Annotated in this window: 19 protein-coding genes; 14 read left to right on the top strand and 5 right to left on the bottom strand. The window is 71.2% G+C overall.

Annotated elements, in window-relative coordinates; all coding sequences use genetic code 11:
* Window positions 1-15: 15 nt before the first annotated feature.
* The 4 genes from K340_RS33710 to lipB all read right to left on the bottom strand — a co-directional run bounded on the left by K340_RS33710 (window position 16) and on the right by lipB (window position 3,844).
* Window positions 16-828, bottom strand: a complete 813-nt coding sequence (locus K340_RS33710) for a GNAT family N-acetyltransferase (RefSeq protein ID WP_051264737.1) — start codon at window positions 826-828, stop codon at window positions 16-18.
* Complete coding sequence (gene lipA / locus K340_RS26605; protein WP_037362164.1) at window positions 825-1,793, bottom strand: lipoyl synthase; 969 nt, start codon at window positions 1,791-1,793, stop codon at window positions 825-827. Before lipA ends, K340_RS33710 begins: the two co-directional genes overlap by 4 nt.
* A gap of 68 nt (window positions 1,794-1,861) precedes the next feature.
* Window positions 1,862-2,881: a sunset domain-containing protein gene (locus K340_RS33705; protein WP_051264735.1), complete on the bottom strand. Its 1,020-nt coding sequence runs from the start codon at window positions 2,879-2,881 to the stop codon at window positions 1,862-1,864.
* 240 nt (window positions 2,882-3,121) lie between these two features.
* On the bottom strand, window positions 3,122-3,844 hold the full coding sequence (gene lipB / locus K340_RS0101165; RefSeq protein ID WP_029135356.1) for a lipoyl(octanoyl) transferase LipB: 723 nt from the start codon (window positions 3,842-3,844) through the stop codon (window positions 3,122-3,124).
* Window positions 3,845-3,984: 140 nt separating this feature from the next.
* Between lipB and K340_RS26595 the strand changes: the two genes are divergently transcribed.
* From K340_RS26595 to K340_RS0101125, 8 genes are all read left to right on the top strand, one after another.
* Window positions 3,985-5,703, top strand: coding sequence for a serine/threonine protein kinase (locus tag K340_RS26595; protein ID WP_037362158.1), 1,719 nt, complete (start codon window positions 3,985-3,987; stop codon window positions 5,701-5,703).
* Between the two features lie 77 nt (window positions 5,704-5,780).
* Complete coding sequence (locus tag K340_RS0101155) at window positions 5,781-6,935, top strand: exonuclease SbcCD subunit D (protein ID WP_029135355.1); 1,155 nt, start codon at window positions 5,781-5,783, stop codon at window positions 6,933-6,935.
* Window positions 6,932-9,952, top strand: a complete 3,021-nt coding sequence (locus K340_RS0101150; protein WP_029135354.1) for an AAA family ATPase — start codon at window positions 6,932-6,934, stop codon at window positions 9,950-9,952. The genes K340_RS0101155 and K340_RS0101150 overlap by 4 nt, the downstream gene beginning before the upstream one ends.
* 25 nt (window positions 9,953-9,977) lie before the next feature.
* Window positions 9,978-10,265, top strand: coding sequence for a GlsB/YeaQ/YmgE family stress response membrane protein (locus K340_RS0101145; RefSeq protein WP_029135353.1), 288 nt, complete (start codon window positions 9,978-9,980; stop codon window positions 10,263-10,265).
* A 43-nt stretch (window positions 10,266-10,308) separates the two neighbouring features.
* Window positions 10,309-10,578, top strand: a complete 270-nt coding sequence (locus K340_RS0101140; RefSeq protein WP_029135352.1) for a hypothetical protein — start codon at window positions 10,309-10,311, stop codon at window positions 10,576-10,578.
* A 17-nt stretch (window positions 10,579-10,595) separates the two neighbouring features.
* Window positions 10,596-10,919: an antibiotic biosynthesis monooxygenase gene (locus K340_RS33700; protein ID WP_154674004.1), complete on the top strand. Its 324-nt coding sequence runs from the start codon at window positions 10,596-10,598 to the stop codon at window positions 10,917-10,919.
* A gap of 187 nt (window positions 10,920-11,106) precedes the next feature.
* Entirely contained in the window at window positions 11,107-14,094 is a 2,988-nt protein-coding gene (locus K340_RS0101130; protein ID WP_029135351.1) for a glycine--tRNA ligase, read from the top strand.
* Between the two features lie 156 nt (window positions 14,095-14,250).
* The gene (locus K340_RS0101125) at window positions 14,251-14,739 is read left to right on the top strand and encodes an FBP domain-containing protein (RefSeq protein WP_029135350.1); all 489 of its coding nucleotides are present in this window, start codon (window positions 14,251-14,253) and stop codon (window positions 14,737-14,739) included.
* A gap of 99 nt (window positions 14,740-14,838) precedes the next feature.
* Here K340_RS0101125 and K340_RS0101120 read toward each other — a convergent pair whose 3' ends face one another.
* Window positions 14,839-16,488, bottom strand: coding sequence for a M1 family metallopeptidase (locus tag K340_RS0101120; RefSeq protein ID WP_051264731.1), 1,650 nt, complete (start codon window positions 16,486-16,488; stop codon window positions 14,839-14,841).
* 92 nt (window positions 16,489-16,580) lie between these two features.
* Here K340_RS0101120 and K340_RS0101115 point away from each other — a divergent pair, with 92 nt between their 5' ends.
* From K340_RS0101115 to K340_RS0101090, 6 genes are all read left to right on the top strand, one after another.
* Complete coding sequence (locus tag K340_RS0101115; protein ID WP_051264728.1) at window positions 16,581-17,558, top strand: ABC transporter ATP-binding protein; 978 nt, start codon at window positions 16,581-16,583, stop codon at window positions 17,556-17,558.
* 5 nt (window positions 17,559-17,563) lie between these two features.
* On the top strand, window positions 17,564-18,304 hold the full coding sequence (locus K340_RS0101110; protein WP_084613907.1) for an ABC transporter permease: 741 nt from the start codon (window positions 17,564-17,566) through the stop codon (window positions 18,302-18,304).
* Between the two features lie 71 nt (window positions 18,305-18,375).
* The gene (locus tag K340_RS26585) at window positions 18,376-19,512 is read left to right on the top strand and encodes a sensor histidine kinase (protein ID WP_051264725.1); all 1,137 of its coding nucleotides are present in this window, start codon (window positions 18,376-18,378) and stop codon (window positions 19,510-19,512) included.
* Window positions 19,509-20,135 (top strand): response regulator transcription factor, encoded by a 627-nt coding sequence (locus tag K340_RS0101100; protein WP_029135346.1) that lies wholly within the window; start codon window positions 19,509-19,511, stop codon window positions 20,133-20,135. Before K340_RS26585 ends, K340_RS0101100 begins: the two co-directional genes overlap by 4 nt.
* A 182-nt stretch (window positions 20,136-20,317) precedes the next feature.
* A complete protein-coding gene (locus tag K340_RS0101095) occupies window positions 20,318-20,947 on the top strand; it encodes a YdcF family protein (protein ID WP_029135345.1) in 630 nt (209 codons plus the stop codon).
* Window positions 20,944-22,242: a deoxyguanosinetriphosphate triphosphohydrolase gene (locus K340_RS0101090; RefSeq protein WP_245599389.1), complete on the top strand. Its 1,299-nt coding sequence runs from the start codon at window positions 20,944-20,946 to the stop codon at window positions 22,240-22,242. The genes K340_RS0101095 and K340_RS0101090 overlap by 4 nt, the downstream gene beginning before the upstream one ends.
* The last annotated feature ends 26 nt before the right edge of the window (window positions 22,243-22,268 follow it).

Below are 22,268 nucleotides of genomic sequence, written 5' to 3'. Positions count from 1 at the left end.
GCCGCAGCCGCCGAATCAGCGGGTCGTGCTGCTGGCGCGGGCCGGCCCGCGGTCCGGGGTGGTCATCCGTCGGCTGGCGAGCTTCTGCGCGGTCCGGTAGCCCAGCCGCCGGTAGATCCGTCGGGCGCCGTCGTTGCCGGCGTACACCCCCAGGCTGCTGACGCCGGCGAACCGGCCGGACACCTCGAGCGCGATCCGGGTGAGACCGGCGGTGACGGCGGCCCCCAGCCCCCGGCCCCGATGATCGGCCGCGGTGACGATCCCGGTCAGGTGCGGCGTGCCGGCAGCGTTGCGGTGCAGGGCGCCGGCCGCGATGATCGCATCCTTGGCGTCGCGGATGCCGAGCCAGACTTCGGTGCGCCCGGTACCCGGCTCACTCTCGGCGGTCGGGTTGTCGGCACTGTTGAGAGCAATCAGTTCGTCGGCATCGGCGACGTCGTCGAGAACGACCAGCCGGTCCTCCGCCGGTTGCGCCGGCGGGGCGACGTCGGTCCACATCCAGTCCCAGTCGCCGCCGCTGTCGCCGATCGGCAGCACCTGGGCGATCGTCGCCAGGGCCGCACGGGCAACCGTCACCGTCTGCAGGTTCGCGATCTCCGGCTGGTCCGCGAGGTCGCCGAGCAGCACCGCGAGCTCGTCCGGTTCGCCGATCGCGGCAACGCCCCGCAGGCCGCTGTGGGTGTCACGGAACATCACGGCGCTGCGACCCAGCGCCCAGGCGGGGCGGGGCAGGTCGGCGGCGATCTCGTAGCGGACGAACGGGTCGCCGCCGACGGCGGCCACCAGTTCCTGGTGGCTGGATACCTGCCGGAGGGCGGCCGCGGTCACCGGCCGGCGACGGGTAGCGCGCCGGCCGGACGGGCGCCGGCCGCCGTCCGGGCCTCGATGGCCTGCCGGTACAGGGTTCCGGCCCGGTAGGAGGACCGGACCAGCGGACCGGACATCACGCCGGCGAAGCCGATCTCGGTGGCCTCGCCCTGCAATTCGACGAATTCCTGGGGTTTGACCCAGCGCTCGATCGGGTGGTGCCGCGGCGTCGGCCGCAGGTACTGGGTGATCGTCACCAGATCGCAGCCGGCGTCGTGCATGTCACGCAGCGCCTGGCTGATCTCGTCGCGGGTCTCGCCCATCCCCAGGATCAGGTTCGACTTGGTGACCATGCCGGCCCGACGGGACTGGTCGAGTACGTCCAAGCTGCGGTCGTAGGAGAACGCGGGCCGAATCCGTTTGAAGATCCGTGGCACGGTTTCCAGGTTGTGCGCGAAGACCTCAGGTGCGGCATCGAAAACCTGTTGCAGGAGTTCGGGTTTGCCGGAGAAGTCCGGGGTGAGGATCTCCACGCCGGTGTTCGGTGCGTACTCGTGCACCTTGCGGATCGTCTCGGCGTACAGCCAGGCGCCCTCGTCGTCCAGATCGTCACGGGTGACGCCGGTGATGGTGGCGTAACGCAGGTCCATCTTCTGGATGGACTCGGCGACCCGGCGCGGTTCGTCCCGGTCCAGCGGGCCGGGCTTCCCGGTGTCGATCAGACAGAAGTCGCAGCGCCTGGTGCACTGGTCGCCGCCGATCAGGAAGGTTGCCTCGCGGTCTTCCCAGCACTCGTAGATGTTCGGACAGCCGGCCTCCTGGCAGACCGTGTGCAGGCCTTCGCTCTTGACCAGCGACTGCAGGTTCGCGAATTCCGGTCCGGTGCGCATCCGAGTCTTGATCCACTCGGGTTTCTTCTCGATCGGGACCGCAGCGTTGCGGACCTCGAGTCGCAGCAGCTTGCGGCCCTCGGGAGCAAGAGTCACTGGTGTCCTCGTCCAATCGTTCGGTGCGGGTGCGCGGCGGCCCATCGCGTGGATGGGCCGCCGATGAACTACTTGTTCGCGTCCTTGCGCTGGCTCGGCGGCAGTTTGAAACCCGCCTTCTCGGCGGCCTCCGCGTTGCGGAACCAGACCTCGGCCACCGTTCGGGCATAGAACGCCGATCCCGGGTTGTGGTAGAGCATGGAGCCGGCGTTGCCCTTGATCGGGAAGCCATCGGGCGCTGCGCCGTCGGCGGTTGCGTTCCGGCTGTCCGGCCCGAAGTCCTTCACCTGATCGGCAGCCCTGCCTGCCGGGCCGGCGGCGGCCGCAGCCTCAGCGGCGCCCTCGGCGGCATGCTTGCCACTGGTGTCCGCGACCGCCCGGGCCGTGGCCTTGCCGCCGTTGCTGGTGGCGTCGACCGACGTGTCGGGGGTGTCGGACTTGATGTCGGTCTCGGCGTCAGCGGAGGCGGTCTGGACGTTCGTGTCCTGTTTCGGGGCCGCCGGGTAGGTGGGGGCCGCGGAGGTGGCCGGCGGCGGCGTGTCGGCCGGCGACTTCAGGAATCGGACGACGGCGTACACGGCACCACCGATCACGGTGAAGAAGACGACCTTGCGGACCTTGTGGCTCTTCTTCTTGCCGGCCGCCTTCTCGGCGTCGCTCGCGGCCTTGGCGGCGGCCTTCTCGGCCTTGCCGGCAGCGGTCGCTGCCTTCGCCGCCAACACGGCGGCACCCTTGGTCGCCTTGCCCTTGACCTTGCCCCTGGCCTGCTGCAGCGCCTCGCCCGCACTCGCGCCGAGCTGCTGCTCGACCCTGGCGGCCCTGGCCTTGGCCCGCTTCGCGGCCTTCGCCGCAGACTTGCGGGCCTTCCCGGTCAGTTCGTCGGCACGATCGCCGAGGCTGTGACCGACCTTCTGCACGGTGTCGCCCAGATTCTCCGACACCTTCTCGGCCAACGGAGCCGCCGCCTCGGCGGCGTCGCCGGCCAGCTCGGCGACCTTGCCGGCAGCCTCGGTGGCGACCTCACCGACCTTGTCGGCGATGGTGGCTGCGCGGTCCTTCAATTCCTCGGTCCACGTCGGGGTGCTCATCGGTCCGCCTGCCGCTCGCTCATCGCCGCTCCTCGTCAGTCGTTCGGTCGCTCGCCGCTGCAGTGCGCAGCGTCCTCTCCGGCGGCCGGGGGTCGACCGCGCGGTACCCGGTACCCACCGCAACCAGGATCGAAAATTCGGCTCCTCGATACGGTGCAGCGCCGCGGTTCTCTCCAGCATTCCACGACTGGCCGACAGCCGTCCGGCCGAGCCGGAATTCCGCGCGCATCGGTGGCGCCGTCATCGCAACGCGGGGTCCAGCTGCCAATCGATGCCTGCGGCCGTGGCCGGCCGCCCGATCAGCCCATCGGTGATCGGCAGCGTGCCCATCAAGCCGCGGGCCAGCTCGGCGCGGACCAGCGGCAGCGCCTGTTGGATCGTCACCGCACGGCCGAGCTCGCGGGTCAGCGAAGTGACGCCGGCGTCGGCGATGCCGCACGGAACGATCCGGTCGAACGCCGTCAGGTCCGGATTGCAGTTGAGCGCGAAGCCGTGCATGGCGACGCCACGGGCGATTCGTACGCCGATCGCGGCGATCTTCCGCTCGGGCAGCCCGGATCCGGCCGGGAGCCAGACGCCGCTGCGGCCGCCGATCCGTCCGGTGGCAAGTCCCAGCTGGGCACACACCTCGATCAGCACCTGCTCGAGCATTCTGACGTAGGCCACCACGTCCACCGGTTCGGCCAGCGCCACCACCGGATACCCGACCAGCTGACCAGGTCCGTGCCAGGTGATGCGGCCACCGCGATCAACGTCGATCACCGGTGAGCCATCGGTCGGCCGATCTTGCGGCTGGGTGCGTTTGCCCGCGGTGTAGACGTGGTCGTGTTCCAGCAACAGCACGGTGTCCCGCCCGGTACCGGCCACCCGGGCCGCGGCCAGCTCTCGTTGTCGTTCCCAGGCGGTCAGGTAGTCGACTCGCCCTGCTTCGATGAACGTCGGCTCAGAACCGGATGCCAGCACAAGACCCAGCCTAGAACCGCCGTCGGTTCCGCGTCGGCCGGCCCCACCCCGCGCCCCTGCCGAGTCGCCCGGCGCCGACGTCGTGGCACCGTTGTGGACAACTCCGAGCCGGTGCCGGAATCGGCCTACCGTCAGCCGGTATGGAGATCGGGGGATACCGCACCGAGCGGCTGATCGGCCAGGGCGCCGGCGCGGACGTCTGGCGAGCGGTCGCGCCCGACGGGTCGACGGTGGCGCTCAAGGTGTTCGACGGCCCGTACCAGGCGGTGCTGCAGGCTGCGAAACGGGAGGCTTCGCTGGCCGCCCAGGTCGATCATCCGCATCTGCTGCGGGTGTCCGCGCTGGTCTGCGACAGCGACCGGGTCGCGCTGGCGCTGCCGCTGGCCGCCGGCGGCTCGCTGGCCGAGTTGCTGGGTAACCGCGGCCGGCTTCGGCCGGCCGAGGTGCTCACGGTGCTCATCCCGATCGCGTCGGCGCTGGCCACGGCCCACGAACGCGGCGTCGTGCACGGCGACCTATCGCCGGCGAACATCGTCTTCGACGCTGCCGGTCGGCCGCTGCTGACGGACCTCGGCGCCGCCAGGGTGGCGCTCGACTGCGGCATCCCGGTGGCGGCGACGCCCGGCTACGTGGCACCCGAGGTGGCCCGCGGCGCCGAGCCGGACCCGGCGGCGGACGTCTTCGGGCTCGGCGCCGTTGCCCTGCACTGTCTGTCCGGCCGCCCGGCCTGGAACGCGGACGACCTCCGGGACGTGGTGGTGCAGGCGACCGTCGGCCAGTGGCCGGACCCGGCGGACGACGACGGGCCGGCCCCGCTGGTGGCCGCGATCAGGGCCGCCCTGCTGGATGTGCCCCAGAAGCGTCCCGGCGCGGCGTCGCTGGTGGTCGACCTGTCCAGGTCGGGCGCCCCCGAACCGGTCGATCTGGCCGCCGACCCTCCGTCGCCGCCGGTGCTGCCGGGTCCGGCACCCGCGGCGGGCCGGGATGACGAATCGGTTGCGCAGCGGCGGATCCGCGCGTCCAGGACCCGGTTGCGGCCGGATGCCAGGCGGCCGGACCCGGCACCGGCCGGTGGACACCGGCACGCCGCCGGTGCGGTTCGGGGCCGATGGTCGGCCGGTCACCGGTGGCCGGCGATGCGCATCGTCGCCGTGGTGGTCGGGCTGATCGTGCTCGGTGCGCTGGCGGTGCAGGCCGGGTTGATCTGGGCCGGCGCCGGGCACTCTGCGGGGAGCTCGGCGCCGCCGGCCGGCGCGGCTACGGCGTCCGCCCGGTCGGCCGGCGCGGCGCCGTCGGCAACTCTGTCGGCGAACGGCTCGCCGGAGAACGGGTCGTCGTCGACTACCTCGTCGACGGCCTCGTCGTCCAGGGCCCGGTCGTCGACAGCTCGGTCACCGACGACCACCTCGACGAATACCCGGTCGTCGAAAACCGGTGCGCCGCCGTCAGACTCAGCAACGCCGGCGTCGGATCGGGCGGTGGCGCCGACCTGGTCGGAGGTGGCGACCAGCCTGGACCGGGCCAGGGCGAACGCGCTGACCAGGCGGGACCCGGCGCTGCTGAACAGGGTGTACACCGCCGGGTCATCGGCCCGGAAGGCCGATGCCGCAACGATTTCCCGGCTTCGGGACCGTGGTGTGCGGGTCAGCGGAGCGGCCCACCGGATCCTCGCGGTCCGGTTGCTCGCCGACGGTGCCACCATCCGGTTGGAGGTGACGGACCTGTTGCCGAGCTACCAGGTGCTGGACATGCAGGGCGCTCCGATCGGCGTCACGCCCGCCCGGGAACAGGGCCGCCGGTTGCTGGTGTTGGCCAGGACCCCGGACGGATTCCGGATCGCGACCGTCTCCGAAGGCTGACCCCGGCGGACGGCCGTGCGCCGACACGCGGGGTCAAACCGGTGGGACTGTCGGTGCTTGGCCATAGCGTCAGGGTCATGCGCATCCTGCACACCTCGGACTGGCACGTGGGGCGGACGTTCCACGGCCAGGACCTGCTGGGCGACCAGCGACAGGTGCTGGCCGCGCTGGCGGAGCTGGTGCGCCGGCACGCGGTCGACGTGGTGGCCGTTCCCGGCGATCTGTACGACCGCGCCGTGCCGTCCGTCGATGCCGTCGGCGTGCTCACCGCGGCACTCGGCGAGATCCGGGCAGCCGGTGCGCAGATCGTGGCCACCGCAGGGAACCACGATTCGGCACCGCGCCTGGGCGCGTTCGCCGATTTCTTGGCGGCCGGTGGCCTGCACCTGCGCACCGCCGCTGCCGGCGTCGGTGAGCCCGTGCTGATCGATGACGAGCACGGTCCGGTGGCCTTCTATCCGCTGCCGTACCTGGAGCCCGAGGTGGTCCGCCGCGGTTTCGGCCTCCAGGGCCGGGCGTCGCACCAGGCGGTGATGACGGCCGCGATGGACCGGGTGCGCACCGACCTGTCCGGCCGCCCCGGCGCCCGTTCGGTGGTTCTCGCGCACGCCTTCGTCGTCGGCGCGGTCACCGGCGGCTCGGAGCGCTCGATCGCGGTCGGCGGCGTCGAATCGGTGACGGCCGACGTGTTCGACGGAGTGGATTACGTCGCGCTCGGGCACCTGCACCGGCCGCAGACCGTCACCGATCGGATCCGCTACTGCGGATCGCCGCTGGCCTATTCGTTCAACGAGGCTGGGCAATCGAAGGGCGCGCTGCTGATCGAGCTGGACGCCGCCGGCGCGACCACGGCCACGCCGCTGCCGCTGCCGGTACCGCGGCCGATGGCCGAGATCGGCGGAACGCTGGCCGAGGTGCTGGCCGGTTACCAGGAGCTGGTCGACCACTATCTGTCGGTCCGGCTCACCGACCCGGTGCGCCCGTTGGAGGCGATGCGCCGGCTCAAGGCGAAGTTCCCGTATGCCCTGACCCTGCAGTGGGAACCCCCGGCCGGGGCCGGCGACCCGGACGTCGAGTCGTTCGGGGCGGCTGTGGCTGCTGCCGCCTCCGACGCCGAGCTGATCGCCGACTTCCTGGACGACTGTCGGGGGGTCGGACCGTCCGAGCGGGAAACAGCCTTCGTCGATCAGGCGATCGGGCTGGCCAGGGCCGGTGCGGCGGTCGGCAGATGAGACTGCATCGGCTGACGATGACGGCGTTCGGGCCCTACGCCGAACGGGTGGAGGTCGACTTCGACGCGCTCGGCAGCGGCGGGCTGTTCCTGCTGCACGGCGATACCGGCGCCGGCAAGACCACGCTGCTGGACGCGGTGGCCTTCGCGCTCTACGGCACGGTTCCGGGGGCCCGTGGCGAGGCCAAACGACTCCGCTGCGACAGTGCTGACCCGCACACCAGGACCGAGATCGAACTCGAGCTGACCGTCGGCGGACGGCGGCTGGCCATCGTCCGCAACCCCGAGTACACCCGGGCGAAAAGCCGCGGAGACGGTGTCACCACCGAGCGGGCGAAGGTCAGCCTGAGCTGGCTCGACGCCCCCGACGGCGAGCTGCCGGGTGTCGCCGGGCACCGCGAGGTCGGCGACGTGGTGCTGGACCTGCTCGGAATGACGGCCGACCAGTTCTTCCAGGTGGTGCTGCTGCCGCAGGGTGAGTTCGCCAGGTTCCTGCGCGCCGATACCGCCGAACGAGAGGGCCTGCTGGAGCGGCTGTTCGACACCGAAAGATTCGCCGACATCGAAGCGGCGTTCGCCGAGCTACGGCGGGCTTCGTCGCAGCAGGTCCAGGCGCTGTCCGGCCGGGTCGCCTCGGCCGGCGCCCGGCTGGCCGAGGCCTGCGGGCGGGAGCCCGACGGAACGCTGACCGACGCCGAGCTGGCGGGGCTGACGGCGGAGCTGGCCGCGGCCGCCGCCGACGCGACGGTCGGGTCCGACCGCGCCAGGGGCGAACGGTCCGCAGCGGCAGCCGCCCTGGCAGTTGCAGAGACCTTGGCCCGTAAGCAATCGCAACTCAAGGACCTGCTGTCGGCGAAGCGGCAGCTGGACGATTCGGAGGAGCAGCAGCTCGCCGATCAGCGGACCCTTGCGGCCGCCCAGCTCGCAACTCCGGTGATGCGGGCCGCCGCCGTCGCCGACAGCGCCGACCAGGAGCTGCAGGCAACCAGGCTGGCCGAGCGTCGCGCCTGCGCCGACGCAGAGCGGGTCGCGGCCCGATCCGGGGAGGATGCGGCCGGCCGCGATCCTGATGACCTGCTCCAGGCGGTCGAGCAGTTCGGTCGGCCGGCCGATGCCGACCAGCTCCGGCGGTTGGCCGGACAGGACCGGGAGACCGCGGGCTCACTGGCCGGGCTCATCGAGGAAGCCGGCAACCAGGACCTCGACCGGCAGGCGGAGCAGGCGGCGACGGCCGAACTGAACCAACTGGTGGACGCAGAGACCGCGCGGCAGGCCGACCTGTCGGCGCTGCCGGGCCGGATCAAGGAGCTGTCCGCCGCGGTGGACGTGGCCACCGCGGCCGCCGGCCGGATCGACCATCTGCAGGCCGAACTCGGTGCCGCCCAAGAAATCTCGGTGGCCGCCCAATCCGTCTCGACGCTCGCTGCGGAGCTGATCGTCGCCCGGGAGCGGACCGCGACCGCGGTCGAGGGCCATCAAGCGCTGGTCGACGAGCGGCTCCGGCTCACCGAGCTGAGGTTCGCCGGCATGGCGGCCGAACTGGCCGCCGGACTCACGGACGGTGAGGCGTGCCAGGTGTGTGGCTCGCCCGATCACCCACGGCCGGCGGCCGCCGCGGACGATCAGGTACCGGCCGAGGCGATCGCCGCGATGGTGACGGCCGAGCGGGCGGCGGCGAAGGCGCGGGCGGCCGCCGAACAGGCGGCGTCGCGGGCGGCCGAGAAACACGCTGCCGCACTGGGATCCGCTCGCGGCATCGACGCCGAGCGGGCGGCCGAACTGGTTCGTGCGGCCCGCGAGCGACTGGACGCGGAGCGGATTGTCGCCGAGCCGGTCGAACGGCTCCGCACCGCGTTGGCGGCCGCGCGCGACCGGCTGGACGCGTTGCGCCTGGAGCGGGAACGGTCGCTGGCCGGACAGGCCGAGCTGCGGACCGAACTGCTGGCGATCGGCGATCGGGTCCGGCACCGGGCCGACCGGCTGCGCGTGGCGGCCCGACCGTTCGGCAGCGTTCAGCAACGCCGGGCTCATCTGCTCGAGCTGGCCGCGGCCCGCGAGACGTGGTCGACCGCCCTGGATTCGCTGCATTCGGCCACCGCGGTGACGGTCCGGGCCGGCCAGGCGCTCAAGCTCGCGGTCGAGCAGTCGGGCTTCGACGATCTGGCCGCGGCCGCGGCAGCGGCGGCCGTGGACACCGACACCCTGGCGGCCGGGATCAGGGCATGGCAGGACCGCCGGCTGACGGTCACGACCCGGTTGGCCGATCCCGAGCTGGTCGGGATCACCGTCTCCGAGGACGATGACGCGTCGGCCCTGGTAGCGGTTCGGGAGCGAGCCGGGGTGGCTGAACGGGCGGCCGACCAGGCGATCGCGGCGGCGGAGACCGCTACCAGGGTGGCGGCAGCGACCAGGTCGGCCGCCGTCGCGCTGACCGCCGCGCGCCGGACCCTCGCGCCGGTGGCTGCCGAGCACGCCGAGCTCAGCGCGTTGGCGGATGCGGTCGCCGGCCGCGGCCAGAACCATCGGGCGATGTCGCTGCGCAGCTACGTGCTGGCCGCCAGGCTCCGTCAGGTAGCGATCGTGGCGGGGGACCGGTTGCAGCGGATGTCGGGGGGCCGGTACTCGTTCGAACATGCCACTGGCCGCGAATCCCGCGGCCGCAGTGGCGGTCTCGGGCTGGACATCCTCGATGCGCACTCCGGCACCGTGCGGCCGGCCAAGACGCTGTCCGGTGGGGAATCCTTCCTCGCGTCGCTGGCTCTGGCCCTCGGGCTGGCCGACGTGGTTGCCGGGGAGTCCGGCGGGCGGGTGCTGGACACCATCTTCATCGACGAGGGTTTCGGCACCCTGGACGCGGACACTCTCGACCTGGTGATGGACACGCTGGACGAGTTGCGGGCCGGCGGCCGGACGGTCGGCCTGGTGTCGCACGTTGACGACCTGCGGCAGCGGATCCCCACCCGGCTGCACATCCGCCGGACCCCGTCCGGGCCGGTGCCGGAGCTGGTCTCCGGCTGAGCCGCCGACACATTAGGGTCATGCCATGCTGATTATCGGAATCATCGTGTTCGGGGTCCTGGTGGGTGGCCTGGCGCAGATGGTGCTCGGACGCAAGATGGCTTCGGTGAACTGGACCATGGCGGTGGTCTCCGGTCTCGTCGGCTCCTTCGTCGGCGGTCTGCTGGTCAGCCTGTTGGCCGGTGACGGACTGTCCTTCCGGCCCAGTGGGCTGATCGGCTCCTTCGTCGGAGCGCTGATCGTCACCCTCATCTGGCAGTACTTCGACCGCCGGGGCAGCAACGCGAAGAGCGGCAAGAGCCGCACCCGCTGACGCGGCTCCCGGCCACCGTTCGGCGATGCCTCAGAATGGTCCGGTGAGTACCCGCAACCGCCGGTCAGCCAGCGCGCCGTTCAGGATCCAACCGGCCGCCGTGCTGGTGATCGCGGTCGTCCTGGGCCTGTTCATCGGTGGCTTGGTGATCGGCGGCACCGCCGGTGGCCTGATGGTCGGGGTGCCGGCCGTGTTCGCCGGCGGTTGGTTGCTGCTGCGATGGCAGGCGATCGACCCACCGGTGCGGATCATTCGACTGGTCGCCGTCCTGGTCAGCCTCGCCATCGCAATCTCGCTGTTCACCCGCGGCTGACGCCGGTGTTCGTTCTGGTGGCACGATTCGATCAGCCGGCGCCGGCCGGCGTGCTGGAGTTGTTCGCGGCCCAACCGAGTTGCGACCGGCTGGTGTTCGCCCGCTCGACCGACGAGATCGACCACTATGTGCTGGTCGCGGAGTTCGCCGATGCGCCGTCCTACCGCCGGGCGTTGTCGCCGTTCGACGTGCGCACCACGGTGATCCCGTGGTTGTCCACCGCCGCACCCGGCTCCGGGGTGAACGAGGCCCTCGCGGTGAGCCGGCAGCACCGGATCGTCGAGCACGAACCGACGGTGACCCCCGGCCCTGACCCCCGGCCGCTGACCCCCGGCCGCTGATGCCCGGGACCCGACCGGATCGGCCGACCGGCCAGGTGCATTTCCGCTTCGCGGTGACCACTAACCTTGACGGGTGTCTTCCACCCCGCTTTCCGCGTCGTCGTCAGCCCCGTCCCCGGTAGCCCCGGTGGCCTCAGGTGACCAGCCGGCGCCCGGCGGTGCCCGGCCGAACCCGGATGCGCTCACCATGCAGGACGTGCTGCTCACCCTGCAGCGGTTCTGGACCGAACGCGGCGCGATGGTGGTGCAGCCGTTCAACACCGAGGTCGGCGCCGGCACCGGCAACCCGGCGACCGCGCTGCGGGTGCTCGGCCCCGAGCCCTGGCGGGTGGCCTACGTCGAGCCCAGCGTCCGGCCCGACGATGCCCGGTACGGCGAGAACCCGAACCGACTGCAGACCCACACCCAGTTCCAGGTGATCCTCAAGCCGGACCCCGGCAACCCGCAGGAGATCTACCTGGACAGCCTGGCGGCGTTGGGTGTCGACGTGTCGGCACACGACATCCGGTTCGTCGAGGACAACTGGGCCTCACCCGCGCTCGGTGCCTGGGGGCTGGGCTGGGAGGTCTGGCTGGACGGGCTGGAGATCACCCAGTTCACCTACTTCCAGCAGGCCGGCGGCGTTCCGGTGGATCCGGTGAGCGTCGAGATCACCTACGGTGTCGAACGAATCGTGATGGCGCTGCAGGGCGTCGACCACTTCAAGAACATCGCCTACACGCCGGACATCTCCTATGGCGAGGTGTTCGGCCAGTCCGAGTACGAGATGAGCCGCTACTACCTGGACGACGCCGATATCGCCACCAACAGCCGGCTGTTCGACGCCTATGCCGCCGAAGCGCAGCGGATGCTGGATCTGCGGCTGCCGGTCCCGGCCTACGTCTTCGCGCTTAAGTGCAGCCACGCCTTCAACGTGCTGGACGCCCGCGGCGCGATCAGCACCACCGAGCGGGCCAAGGCGTTCGGCCGGATGCGGGCGCTGACCAAGGGCAGCGCGCTGCTCTGGGCCGAGCGGCGCGCGGAACTCGGTCACCCGCTCGGGGTGGTCATCCCGCCGCCGGCCGCCCAGCTGCCCGCCGAGCTGCCGACGGTCGACGAGCCGGCCACCCTGCTGTTCGAGATCGGCCTTGAGGAACTGCCGTACACCGAGGTGACCCGCAGTTGCGAAGCGGTGCGCACCGCCGTCACCGACAAGCTCGCCGCGACCAGGCTCGGCCACGGCGAGGTCGCTGCGTTCGCCACCCCGCGTCGGATCGTGGTGATCGTCGACCGCGTCCAACCGGCCGAGCCGGACGCCGAGCGGGTCGTCAAGGGACCCAAGCTCGCCACGGCCTTCGACGCCGACGGCGCACCGACCAAGGCCGCCCAGGGATTCGCCCGCGGCAAGGGCATCGACGTCACCGACCTGCAGACCGTGACCGTTGACGGCGCCGAGCACGTCGGGATCGTCACCACCGACACCGGCCGCGGTGCGGTCGAGGTGCTCAGCGAGCTGCTCGGCAGCGTGGTCGCCGAGCTGCGGGCCGACAAGAACATGCGCTGGCGTGACGCCGGGCTGTCGTTCACCCGCCCGGTGCGCTGGCTGCTGGCGCTGCTCGGTGACACGCCGATCCCGCTGGCCGTGTCGTCGCTGGCCTCCGGCACCACCACAAGGGTGTTCCGGACCGCGCCGGAACCGGAGGTCACGGTGCCGGCCGCCGATGGCTATCCGGAGTTCCTGGCCGGGCACGGCATCGTGCTGGACAACGCGCTGCGGCGCGAGCAGACCGTCAGCGCGGCAACGGATCTGGCCGCCGGGGTGAACGGCCGCATCGACGTGGCCGGCGAATCGGCGCTGCTGGACCAGATCGCGGCACTGGTGGAGGCGCCGAATGCCATGCTCGGCGCCTTCGACGAGAAGTATCTCGAACTGCCCGGCCCGATCCTCACCACCGTGATGCGAAAGCACCAGCGCTATCTTCCGGTCCGCGGCGCGGCACCGGACGGCGCCTCCGCGCTGCTCCCGCATTTCATCGCGGTGGCCAACGGCGATTGCGACACCGACCTGGTGCGGGCCGGGTACGAGTCGGTGCTCCGCGCCCGATACGAGGACGCCGCGTTCTTCTGGCGGGCCGACCAGAAGGTGTCGCCGACCGATCACAAGGCCGGGCTCGACAAGCTCACCTTCGCCGACGGGCTCGGCTCGATGGCCGATCGTTCACACCGGATCGCCGGGCTGGCAACGGATCTGGCCCAGCTGGTCGGAGTCTCCGGCGCGGACGGGGCCACCGTCCGGCGGGCCGGCGAACTGGCAAAATTCGACCTGGCCACCCAGATGGTGATCGAGCTGTCCAGCCTGGCCGGCACGATGGCCCGCGAGTACGCGATCAGGGCGGGGGAGAGCGAGCAGGTGGCGACCGCGCTGGCCGAGATGGAACAACCGCGGAGCGCCGGTGCTGCGTTGCCGGAGACCGTTCCGGGTGCGCTGCTGGCGCTCGCCGACCGGTTCGACCTGCTGGCCGGGCTGTTCGCGACGGGCGCCAGGGCCACCGGTTCGTCAGACCCGTTCGGGCTGCGCCGGGCCGCCCTCGGCATCATCTCGATCCTGCGCGGCACCCCGGAGCTGGCCGCGGTCACCCTCACCGCAGGATTGGCCGCCGCGGCGAAACAGCTGGCGGCGCAAGGGGTGTCGGTCAATGACGAGGCGCTCGCCGAAGCGCAGGACTTCACCGTCCGCCGGTACGAGCAGGCGGTGCTGGACGGTGGGGCGCCGCACGATCAGGTGCAGGCGGTGCTGCCGCTGGCGGATGCGCCGGCCGTCGCCGACGTCGCGTTGGCCGATCTGCGGGCGCTGGCCGGCGACCAGGACTTCGCGGCACTGGGCGCCGCGCTGCAGCGGGCGCGGCGGATCGTCGGTGACGATGCGCCGGCCGGCTACGACGCCGGCCGGCTCACCGAGCCGGCCGAACGAGCCCTGCACGAAGCGCTGCAACAGGTTCGGGCGGGTTGGTCGGGTGGCAGCGTTGCCGAGTTCGCGGCGGCCGCGGCACCGCTCACCGCGCCCATCAACACCTTCTTCGAGGAACTGATGGTGATGGCCGATGACCCGGCCGTGCGCGCCGCCAGGCTCGGTCTGCTGGCAAGCATCAACGAGTTGGCGGCCCCGCTGATCAACTGGCAGGCCCTCGAAGGGTGACGCCCGCGAGGGTCAGCTTCCGACCCGGACTCGGCGGCCGATCGTGCCCGGGACAGTCGTCCGTCCCGGGTAAAGACATTGCCCGGTACGGCGTCGGCCCGTAGCGTCTGCCCGGCCCGTTGCTCGTCCCGCCACCCAGGAAGCGCAAATCGCATCATGGACCCCATCACCGAACAGGACATCAGGTCCTCCTTCATCAACTGTTCGAAGGGCGCCGCCAAGAGGCTGCCGGTTCCCCGTGACCTCGACGAGCTGCCCTGGGACGATCTGGACTTCCTCGGGTGGAGCGATCCGGCCGCCCCCGGCCGCTGCTACCTGGTCGTCCCCGGGGACGACGGGCCGGTCGGGGTGGCGTTGCGGCACCAGACCGCGGGATCGCGCCGGGCGCAGATGTGCACGTTCTGTTCGACCACGCACTCCGGCGGCGGGGTGTGGCTGATGTCGGCGCCGAAGGCGGGCGAGGCGGGCCGGCGGGGGAACTCGGTCGGGACCTACATCTGCTCCGACCTGGACTGCTCGCTGTACGTCCGCCGCAAGAAGGCGCCCGTCCTTGGTCGGCCGTTCCGCGACGACTTCGATCCCGCCCAGCGGATCGCCCAGCTGCGCGAGAACGTGAACGCCTTCGTCGCCAGGGTTTCCGACTGACCGACATCGGGAAGACGTAGCGGGATGTTGCAGGACACGCCGTGAGGTTCGCGCTACCTCAACAGGTTTCCGCTACCGGGGTGGGGCGGGCCCGGTGGCTCAGCTCAACGACGCCGGGTAGTCGGATTTCGCGGGCGGGTTGGTGGCCCGGAACCACACCTGGAACACCTGCGTGAGGTCCCGACCGGCCAGCTGCGAGGCCATCGCCTCCAGATCGTCGAACGAGGCGTTCTTGCCGCCGTAGGTGGCCGGCCACTTCTTCAGCAACTCCATGAACTTCGCCTCACCCATTTCCTTGCGCAGGACGTGCAGTGCCAGCGGGCCACGGTCGTACACCAGGGTGAACTCGTTGCCGGCGCCCATGTCCACCAGCGGCGAGCTCCAGAATCCCGGATCCTGGCCGTATTTCGCCATCTGCTGCTTCCATTCCGCGTCCAGATCGGCGCCGTCGACCTGTTCGTGGTACAGCCACGGCGCGTACGAGGCGAAGCACTCGTTGAGACACACGTCGCTCCAACGCTTCACCGCGACGTCGTCGCCGTACCACTGGTGGGCCAGTTCGTGCACGACCGTGTCCGGATCGACCCAGTTCGCATACACCGGCCGGGTGGCGGTTTCCAGCGCGAACGGGATGTTCTCGTTCGAGTAGATGCCACCGGCGGCGTCGTACGGATAGGGCCCGAAATACTTGGACAGCACAGCGATGGCGTCGATGGTGTGCTGGTGCAGGTCGATGTCCTCGGTGTCGCCGGGGGCGAAGGCCGAGACCACCGGCTTGCCGTCGGGCAGGGTGCCCTTCTTGACGGTGAAGGTGTCGATGTACAGGGTCACCAGGTACGACGCGATCGGCTCCTTCTGCACCCAGCGGGACACGTGCATGCCGTCCGGTGGCTTCGGCAGAGCGGTGTCCTGTTCGATCCCGTTGGAGATCACCTTCCACTTGGCCGGGACCGTCGCGGTGATGGCGAAGGTCGCCGGGTCGGCCGGGTGCTCGTTCACCGGGAACCAGGCCGAGGCGGAGAACGGCTCACCGGCGACCAGCGCACCGCCCGACTGGGTCCGGTACCAGCCGCCCTCGCCGAGACCGGCGGTGCCGCCTGAGATCAGTTCCGGTTCGCCCGCGTAGGTCACCACCGCGGTGAACTTCGCCCCGGCGGCCAGAGGCGCCGCCGGGGTGACGACCAGCTCCGACTGCTCCTGTCGGTAGGTCGCGGCCCGACCGTCGATGGTCAGCTTGCTGACCTTCATCCACGGCTGCAGGTCGAAATCGAACTGCTTCAGCGGCACCTCGGCCGTCACCGTAGCGGTGATGGTGGCCACCGAGGTGAGGGCGTTGGACTCCGGCAGGTAGTTGATCGTCAGGTCGTAGCCGGCCACGTCGTACCCGCCGTTGCCCGCCTCCGGGTAGTACGGGTCGCCGATTCCGGCGGCGCCGATGCCGCCCGGTGCACCGGCGGATGTCGTGGTCGTGGCGGACGACGCGGCCGGCGATTGCTCCGAGGGCGAGGTCAGGGGTGGGGAGGACGGCGATGACGAGGACACGTCGGGCGACGGGCTGTCCTGGGTCGGGGTGGCAGCCGCATCGGAGGTCGCCGATGGGGCGGTGCTGCCGTCGGTGACGGGGACGGTGCCGCCCGGCACGGCGGTGCCGGCGACCGCCGTACTGCAGGCCACCGACCCGAGCAGCACGGCGGCGAGAACGAGCGACGAACCGAACCGGCGCCGCCGGGCCCGGGGCTGAGGCGTCATCCCTGCACGGTAGCAACCACTGACGTTTGTCATGGTCGTTCGATGACGGACGGCGCAGGTCCGGCGGCCGCCGGCCGGCCAGGCTGGAAGACATGACCACTTCTGAGCATTCCACCCGCACTTCGCCCCGGACAGGCCCGGCCGCAGACGGCGCCGCCATTCGACTCTCCGGCCTGCACAAGAGTTTCGGCAGCGTCCGGGCGGTCCGCGGGATCGACCTGACCGTCGCCCCCGGTGAGGTGGTGGCCTTCCTCGGACCCAACGGCGCGGGCAAGTCCACCACTATCGATCTACTGCTCGGGCTGACGAAGCCCGACTCCGGCACCGCGCGCCTGTTCGGCGGCGTTCCGGACGCCGCGGTATCGGCCGGCCGGGTCGGCGCCATGCTGCAGTCCGGCGCGCTGCTGCCCGATCTCACCGTCCGGGAGCTGATCAGGATCTTCGCCGCGCTGCACCGCAATCCGATGCCGGTCGGCGAGGCGATGCTGCGGGCCGGCATCGACGACATCGCCGGCCAGAAGACCCAGAACCTGTCCGGCGGCCAGGCCCAGCGGGTCCGGTTCGCGCTGGCCCTGGTGCCCGATCCCGATGTGGTGGTGCTGGACGAGCCGACCGTTGCGATGGATGTCGAAGTGCGGCGCCAGTTCTGGGCGTCCATGCGCGAGTTCGCGGCCGGCGGCCGGACCGTGCTGTTCGCCACCCACTACCTACAGGAAGCCGACGACTATGCCGACCGGGTGGTGGTGATCGCCGACGGCCGGATCATCGCCGACGGCACCGGCGCGTCCATCAAGGCCAGGGTGAGCGGTCGCACGCTGTCGGCCGTCATTCCCGGGGCGAGCGAGCAGCTGCTGCGGGCGATGGACACCGTCACCGACGTCGAGGTGGTCGGTGGTCGGTACGCCGTGCACTGCGACGACTCCGACGCGGTGTTGCGGCTCCTGCTGGCCCGGTACCCGCAGATACACGACATCGAGATCACCCAGGCGAATCTGGAGCAGGCGTTCCTGCAACTGACCGGCTCATCTTCCGTCGACGCACCGTCCACCAGCGCAGCGAAAGGCGCGTGAACGCAATGACTATGACCCTGAACTACGCCTGGATGTCGGCGCTGTCGACATTCCGCAATGCCAAGTTCGTGATCTTCACGGCCGCCCTGCCGGTCATCATGTTCCTGTTGTTCAACGGCCTGTACGGCGACCAGACCTCGAGCGCCGGGATGTCCGCCGGGGTCTACCTGATGATCTCGATGGCCTGCTACGGCGCCATCGGAGCCTCGCTGAACGCCGGTGCGCGGATCGCGCTCGAACGGCAGACCGGCTGGAACCGGCAGCTGCGATTGACCGCGCTCAGCCCGCAGGGCTACATGATCGCCAAGGCGGTGGTGTCGATGCTGGTCGCACTGCCGGCGCTGGCCCTGGTGTTCCTGGTCGGCGGCGTGGTCGGCCACGTGCACCTGTCGGTGGGCAGCTGGCTGCTGACCGCCCTGGTGATCTGGATCAGCATCATCCCGTTCGCCATGCTCGGGCTGGTGATCGGGTTCCTGGGCACCCCCGACTCCACCCAGCCCATTTCCATGCTGGTCTACATCGGGCTGTCGATCCTGGGTGGGCTCTGGGTGCCGCTGGAGAACTTCCCAGCGGTGATGACGACCATCGCCAAGGTGTTGCCGACCTACTGGGTGGCCGAGAACGGCCGGGACGCCGCCGCCGGGGTCGGAGTGTCGGCGACCGGGGTGCTGGTGCTGGTCGGCTGGACGATTCTGCTCGGGCTCGTCGGCATGGCGGCCTATCGGCGGAGCGGCCGCAAGGCCTGATCGGCTTGCAGGTCCGGCACCGGTGCGCCCGGCGCCGGACCCGCTGCTGCCGGACGGAGGAAGATCGGAACGTGCGAATACTCAGCGACCGGGACGGCCGGACCCTGCCCTGGCAGTGGGACAGGGGTGCCCGCCGCTGGGCGGCGGGTGCGTTGGTGGCCACCGCCTACACCGCGATCTACGTCGTCGGGGTGATCACCAGCGACGCGGACACCGGAACCAAGGTCGCTTCGGTGGCCCTGCTCACGCTGTTGGCAGTGGTCTACGTGCTGCTGCCGGGTGGGCTGTTCGGCGCTCCGATCGGCTACCGCTGGGGCTGTCTCGCCGTCATCGTGCTGGTGGTGCTGGCCCAGCTGCCGTTGATGGGAGCGGACGCCGTCGGACTGCTGATCTTCCCCGGCGTGGCGGCCGCGATCATGCTGCCGATGCGGCAGGCGCTGGCAGTGGCACTCACCCTCGGCGCGGCGATGATCGGGATCAGCTGGAACGCGGCCGGCGGCCCGCAGTGGGAACTGGCGCTGACCGAGGTCGCGTTGTCGCTGTGGATGGCCGGCTTCGCCAGGAATATTCGGCTCAACGAACAGCTGCGCAGCGCGCAGCAGGAGCTGGCCCGTTCGGCCGTGCTGGCCGAGCGGGAACGGATCGCCAGGGACCTGCACGACATCCTCGGTCACTCGCTCACCGCGATCACGGTGAAGGCGGCGCTGGCCAGGCAGTTGGCCGGCAGGGCGCCGGAGAAGGTGCTCGCCGAGGTCAATGACATCGAGAACCTGGCCCGCAGCGCGCTGGCCGATGTCCGCGCCACCGCGTCCGGGATCCGCGAGCGGTCGCTGGCCGGTGAACTGGCGGCGGCCAGGTCGGTGCTGACGGCCGCCGGTATCACCCCGGTGATGCCGGGCGCCGTTGACGACGTGGCGCCGGCCGGCCGGGAACTGTTCGGTTACGTGGTCAAGGAGGCGGTGACGAACGTGGTTCGGCACTCCGGCGCTGCCAACTGCACCGTGCGGCTCGGGCCGGACTGGGTGGAGATCATCGACGACGGTACGGGCCGGCCGACGGCCGAACGGCCCGACTCCGGTGGCAGCGGCCTCTGCGGGCTGCAGGAGCGGGTCAGCGCCGCTGGCGGCACGCTGGTGACGGGAAACACTGTGCCGTCGGGGTTCTCGGTGCGCGCTGAGCTGACGACCATCGGCGGGCGGGGCCGATGACGGCGAACGCCGAAGCTCCGATCCGGATCCTGTTGGCCGACGACCAGGCACTGATCCGCGGGGCGTTCTCGGCGCTGCTGGGCCTGGAGCCAGATCTGCTGGTGGTGGCGGAGGTGGCCTCCGGCGACCAGGTGGTGCCGGCGGCCATCACGCATCGGCCCGATGTCGCACTGCTGGACATCCAGATGCCGGGGATGGACGGCCTGGCCGCGGCCGCGGGCCTGCACCAGCAGCTGCCGACCTGCCGGATGATCATCCTGACCACGTTCGGTCGTCCCGGTTACCTGCGCCGCGCGATGGAGGCCGGTGCCACCGGATTCATGGTGAAGGACGCGCCGCCGGAACAGCTGATCGACGCGATCCGGCGGGTTCATGCCGGCCTGCGGGTGGTGGATCCGGTGCTGGCCACCGAGTCGCTGACCCTGGGCACGTCGCCCTTGAGCGGCCGGGAGCGTGATGTGCTGGTCGCCGCGGCCGGCGGCGGCACCGTCGCGCAGCTGGCCGGGAAGCTGTTCCTGTCCGAAGGCACTGTCCGCAACCATCTCTCGTCGGCCATCGGCAAGACCGGCGCAGCGACCAGGGCGGAGGCCGTCCGGTTGGCGACTGAGCGCGGATGGCTCTGAGCGCACGGAGAAGTTCATCCTGAGTCCGGCCAGTGGCCAGATTCGGGGCTGAAAAGGGGTGGAAGCTGTCACTGGTCCCAGCTCAGATGAATCCACAGGCGGGCCACCTGGCGCGGGTGGCTGGCATGATCGCTGCAGGGTGCCGGGCAAGGCACCCACGATGATCGACGGATGGGACCTGGATGACGGGCGGGAGGATCGTTCGCGCCGGCGGGCGCTACCTCGCCGGGTTGCTGGTGCTCGGCGTGCTGATCGTTGCCGGCATTGCGCTGCGGACGGTGCAGGTCGGAGCCCGCGATGACCGCACACCGGTGGACGCCATCGTGGTCCTCGGCGCCGCGCAGTACAACGGCACCCCGTCGCCGGTTTATCAGGCGCGGCTGGACCACGCGAAGGAGCTGTTCGACACCGGCGTCGCCGCGCACGTGGTGACGGTCGGCGGCAACCAGGCCGGTGACCGGACGACGGAGGGCGCGGCCGGCAAGGCCTACCTGGCCGATCAGGGCATCCCGGCAGCATCGCTGACCGCCGTCGGCACCGGGGACGACACCCTGGACAGCCTCCGCGCAGCCGCCTCCGTGATCGACCAGAAGGGTTGGCACACAGTGGTTCTGGTTACCGATCCGGCGCACGCGCACCGGGCGTCCCGGATGGCAAGGGATCTGGGCCTCAGCGTCACCGAGTCGTCCGTACAGCAGGGGCCGGCCACCGCATCGGACATCCAGCTGCGCTACTACACCCGGGAGACCCTCGGCACGCTGTTCTATCTGCTGACGGGCGGTTCCTCGCACGCCGGGACCACGGTGCTGTGAGCCGACAGAGCTGGCAGGGCGTAGAGGTGCCGACTGGCTACACCGAGCAGGACGTCGAACGACGGGTGGTCGAGGCGCCGAAGTCGGCGGCGCTGCCGGGCACCCACCCGGGCGAACGGAGCCCGTTCGCCCGGGACCGGGCCAGGGTGCTGCACTCCGGTGCGTTCCGGCGGCTGGCCGGAAAGACGCAGGTGGTGCCCCCGGACGAGGGTGACGTGCCGCGCACCCGGCTGACGCATTCGATCGAGGTCGCGCAGATCGCCAGGGGCATCGGCGCTCAACTCGGCTGCGACCCGGACCTGGTCGATCTGGCCGGGTTGGCCCACGACATCGGGCATCCGCCGTTCGGTCACAACGGTGAGGCCGCGCTGAACGAGGTGGGCGGCAGCGCCGGGGGATTCGAGGCGAACGCGCAGAATCTGCGCCTGCTCACCGAGTTGGAACCGAAGGTGCTGACCGACGATGGCCGGCCGGCCGGCCTGAACCTGACCAGGGCCGCGCTGGACGCGGTGATCAAGTATCCGTGGACCCGCCGGGAACCCGACGGCAAGTTCGGGGCCTACGCCGACCAGGCCGACGTACTGGCCTGGGTGCGGCCGGGCGGCGGTTCCCGGCTCTGCCTGGAAGCGCAGGTGATGGACTGGGCCGACGACGTCGCCTACTCGGTGCACGACGTGGAGGACGGCATTCTCGACGGCCGGATCGACATGCGTCGGCTCGCCGATCGGCACGAACGCCTGGCGGTCGCCGAGCAGGCCCGTGCCGGCTACTCGACCGAGGCCGCCGACGACCTGGCCGACGTGCTGCGGGAACTGCTGGCGATGCCCGAGGTCGGCCCGGGGATGCGCTACGAACCGGGGCTGCAGGGGGCAGCGGCACTCAAGCGCACCACCAGCGAGCTGACCGGGCGGCTGGTCGCCGGCGCCGTCGCGGCCACCCGGGAGGCCGCGGGGCCGGGCCCGCTCACCCGGTATGCCGCAGACCTGGTGGTGCCGCGGCGGTTGCGGGCGGAAGTGGCCATGCTCAAGGCGATCGCGGTGCGCTACGTGATGCTGGACCCGGTCCGCAAGCGGCTGCAGGCCGCTCAACAACAGCTGCTGACCGAGCTGGTGCTCGCCCTGGCCGACCGCGGCGCCGACGCGCTGGATGCCACCACTGCTCCGCGATACCGGGCGGCGACCGACGATGCCGGCCGGCTGCGGGTGGTGCTGGATCAGGTGTCGTTGCTGACCGATGCGCAGGCGATCGCCTGGCACGGCCGGCTGGTCCTTGCGGCCGACGGTGGCACCAACTGACCTTCGGTGGTCGCGCCTTCCAGCGG

The organism is Nakamurella lactea DSM 19367 (genome assembly GCF_000426645.1).
Taxonomy (GTDB): domain Bacteria; phylum Actinomycetota; class Actinomycetes; order Mycobacteriales; family Nakamurellaceae; genus Nakamurella; species Nakamurella lactea.
Note: the sequence above shows the minus strand (reverse complement) of the source record. Positions and strands in the feature narration are given on the sequence as shown.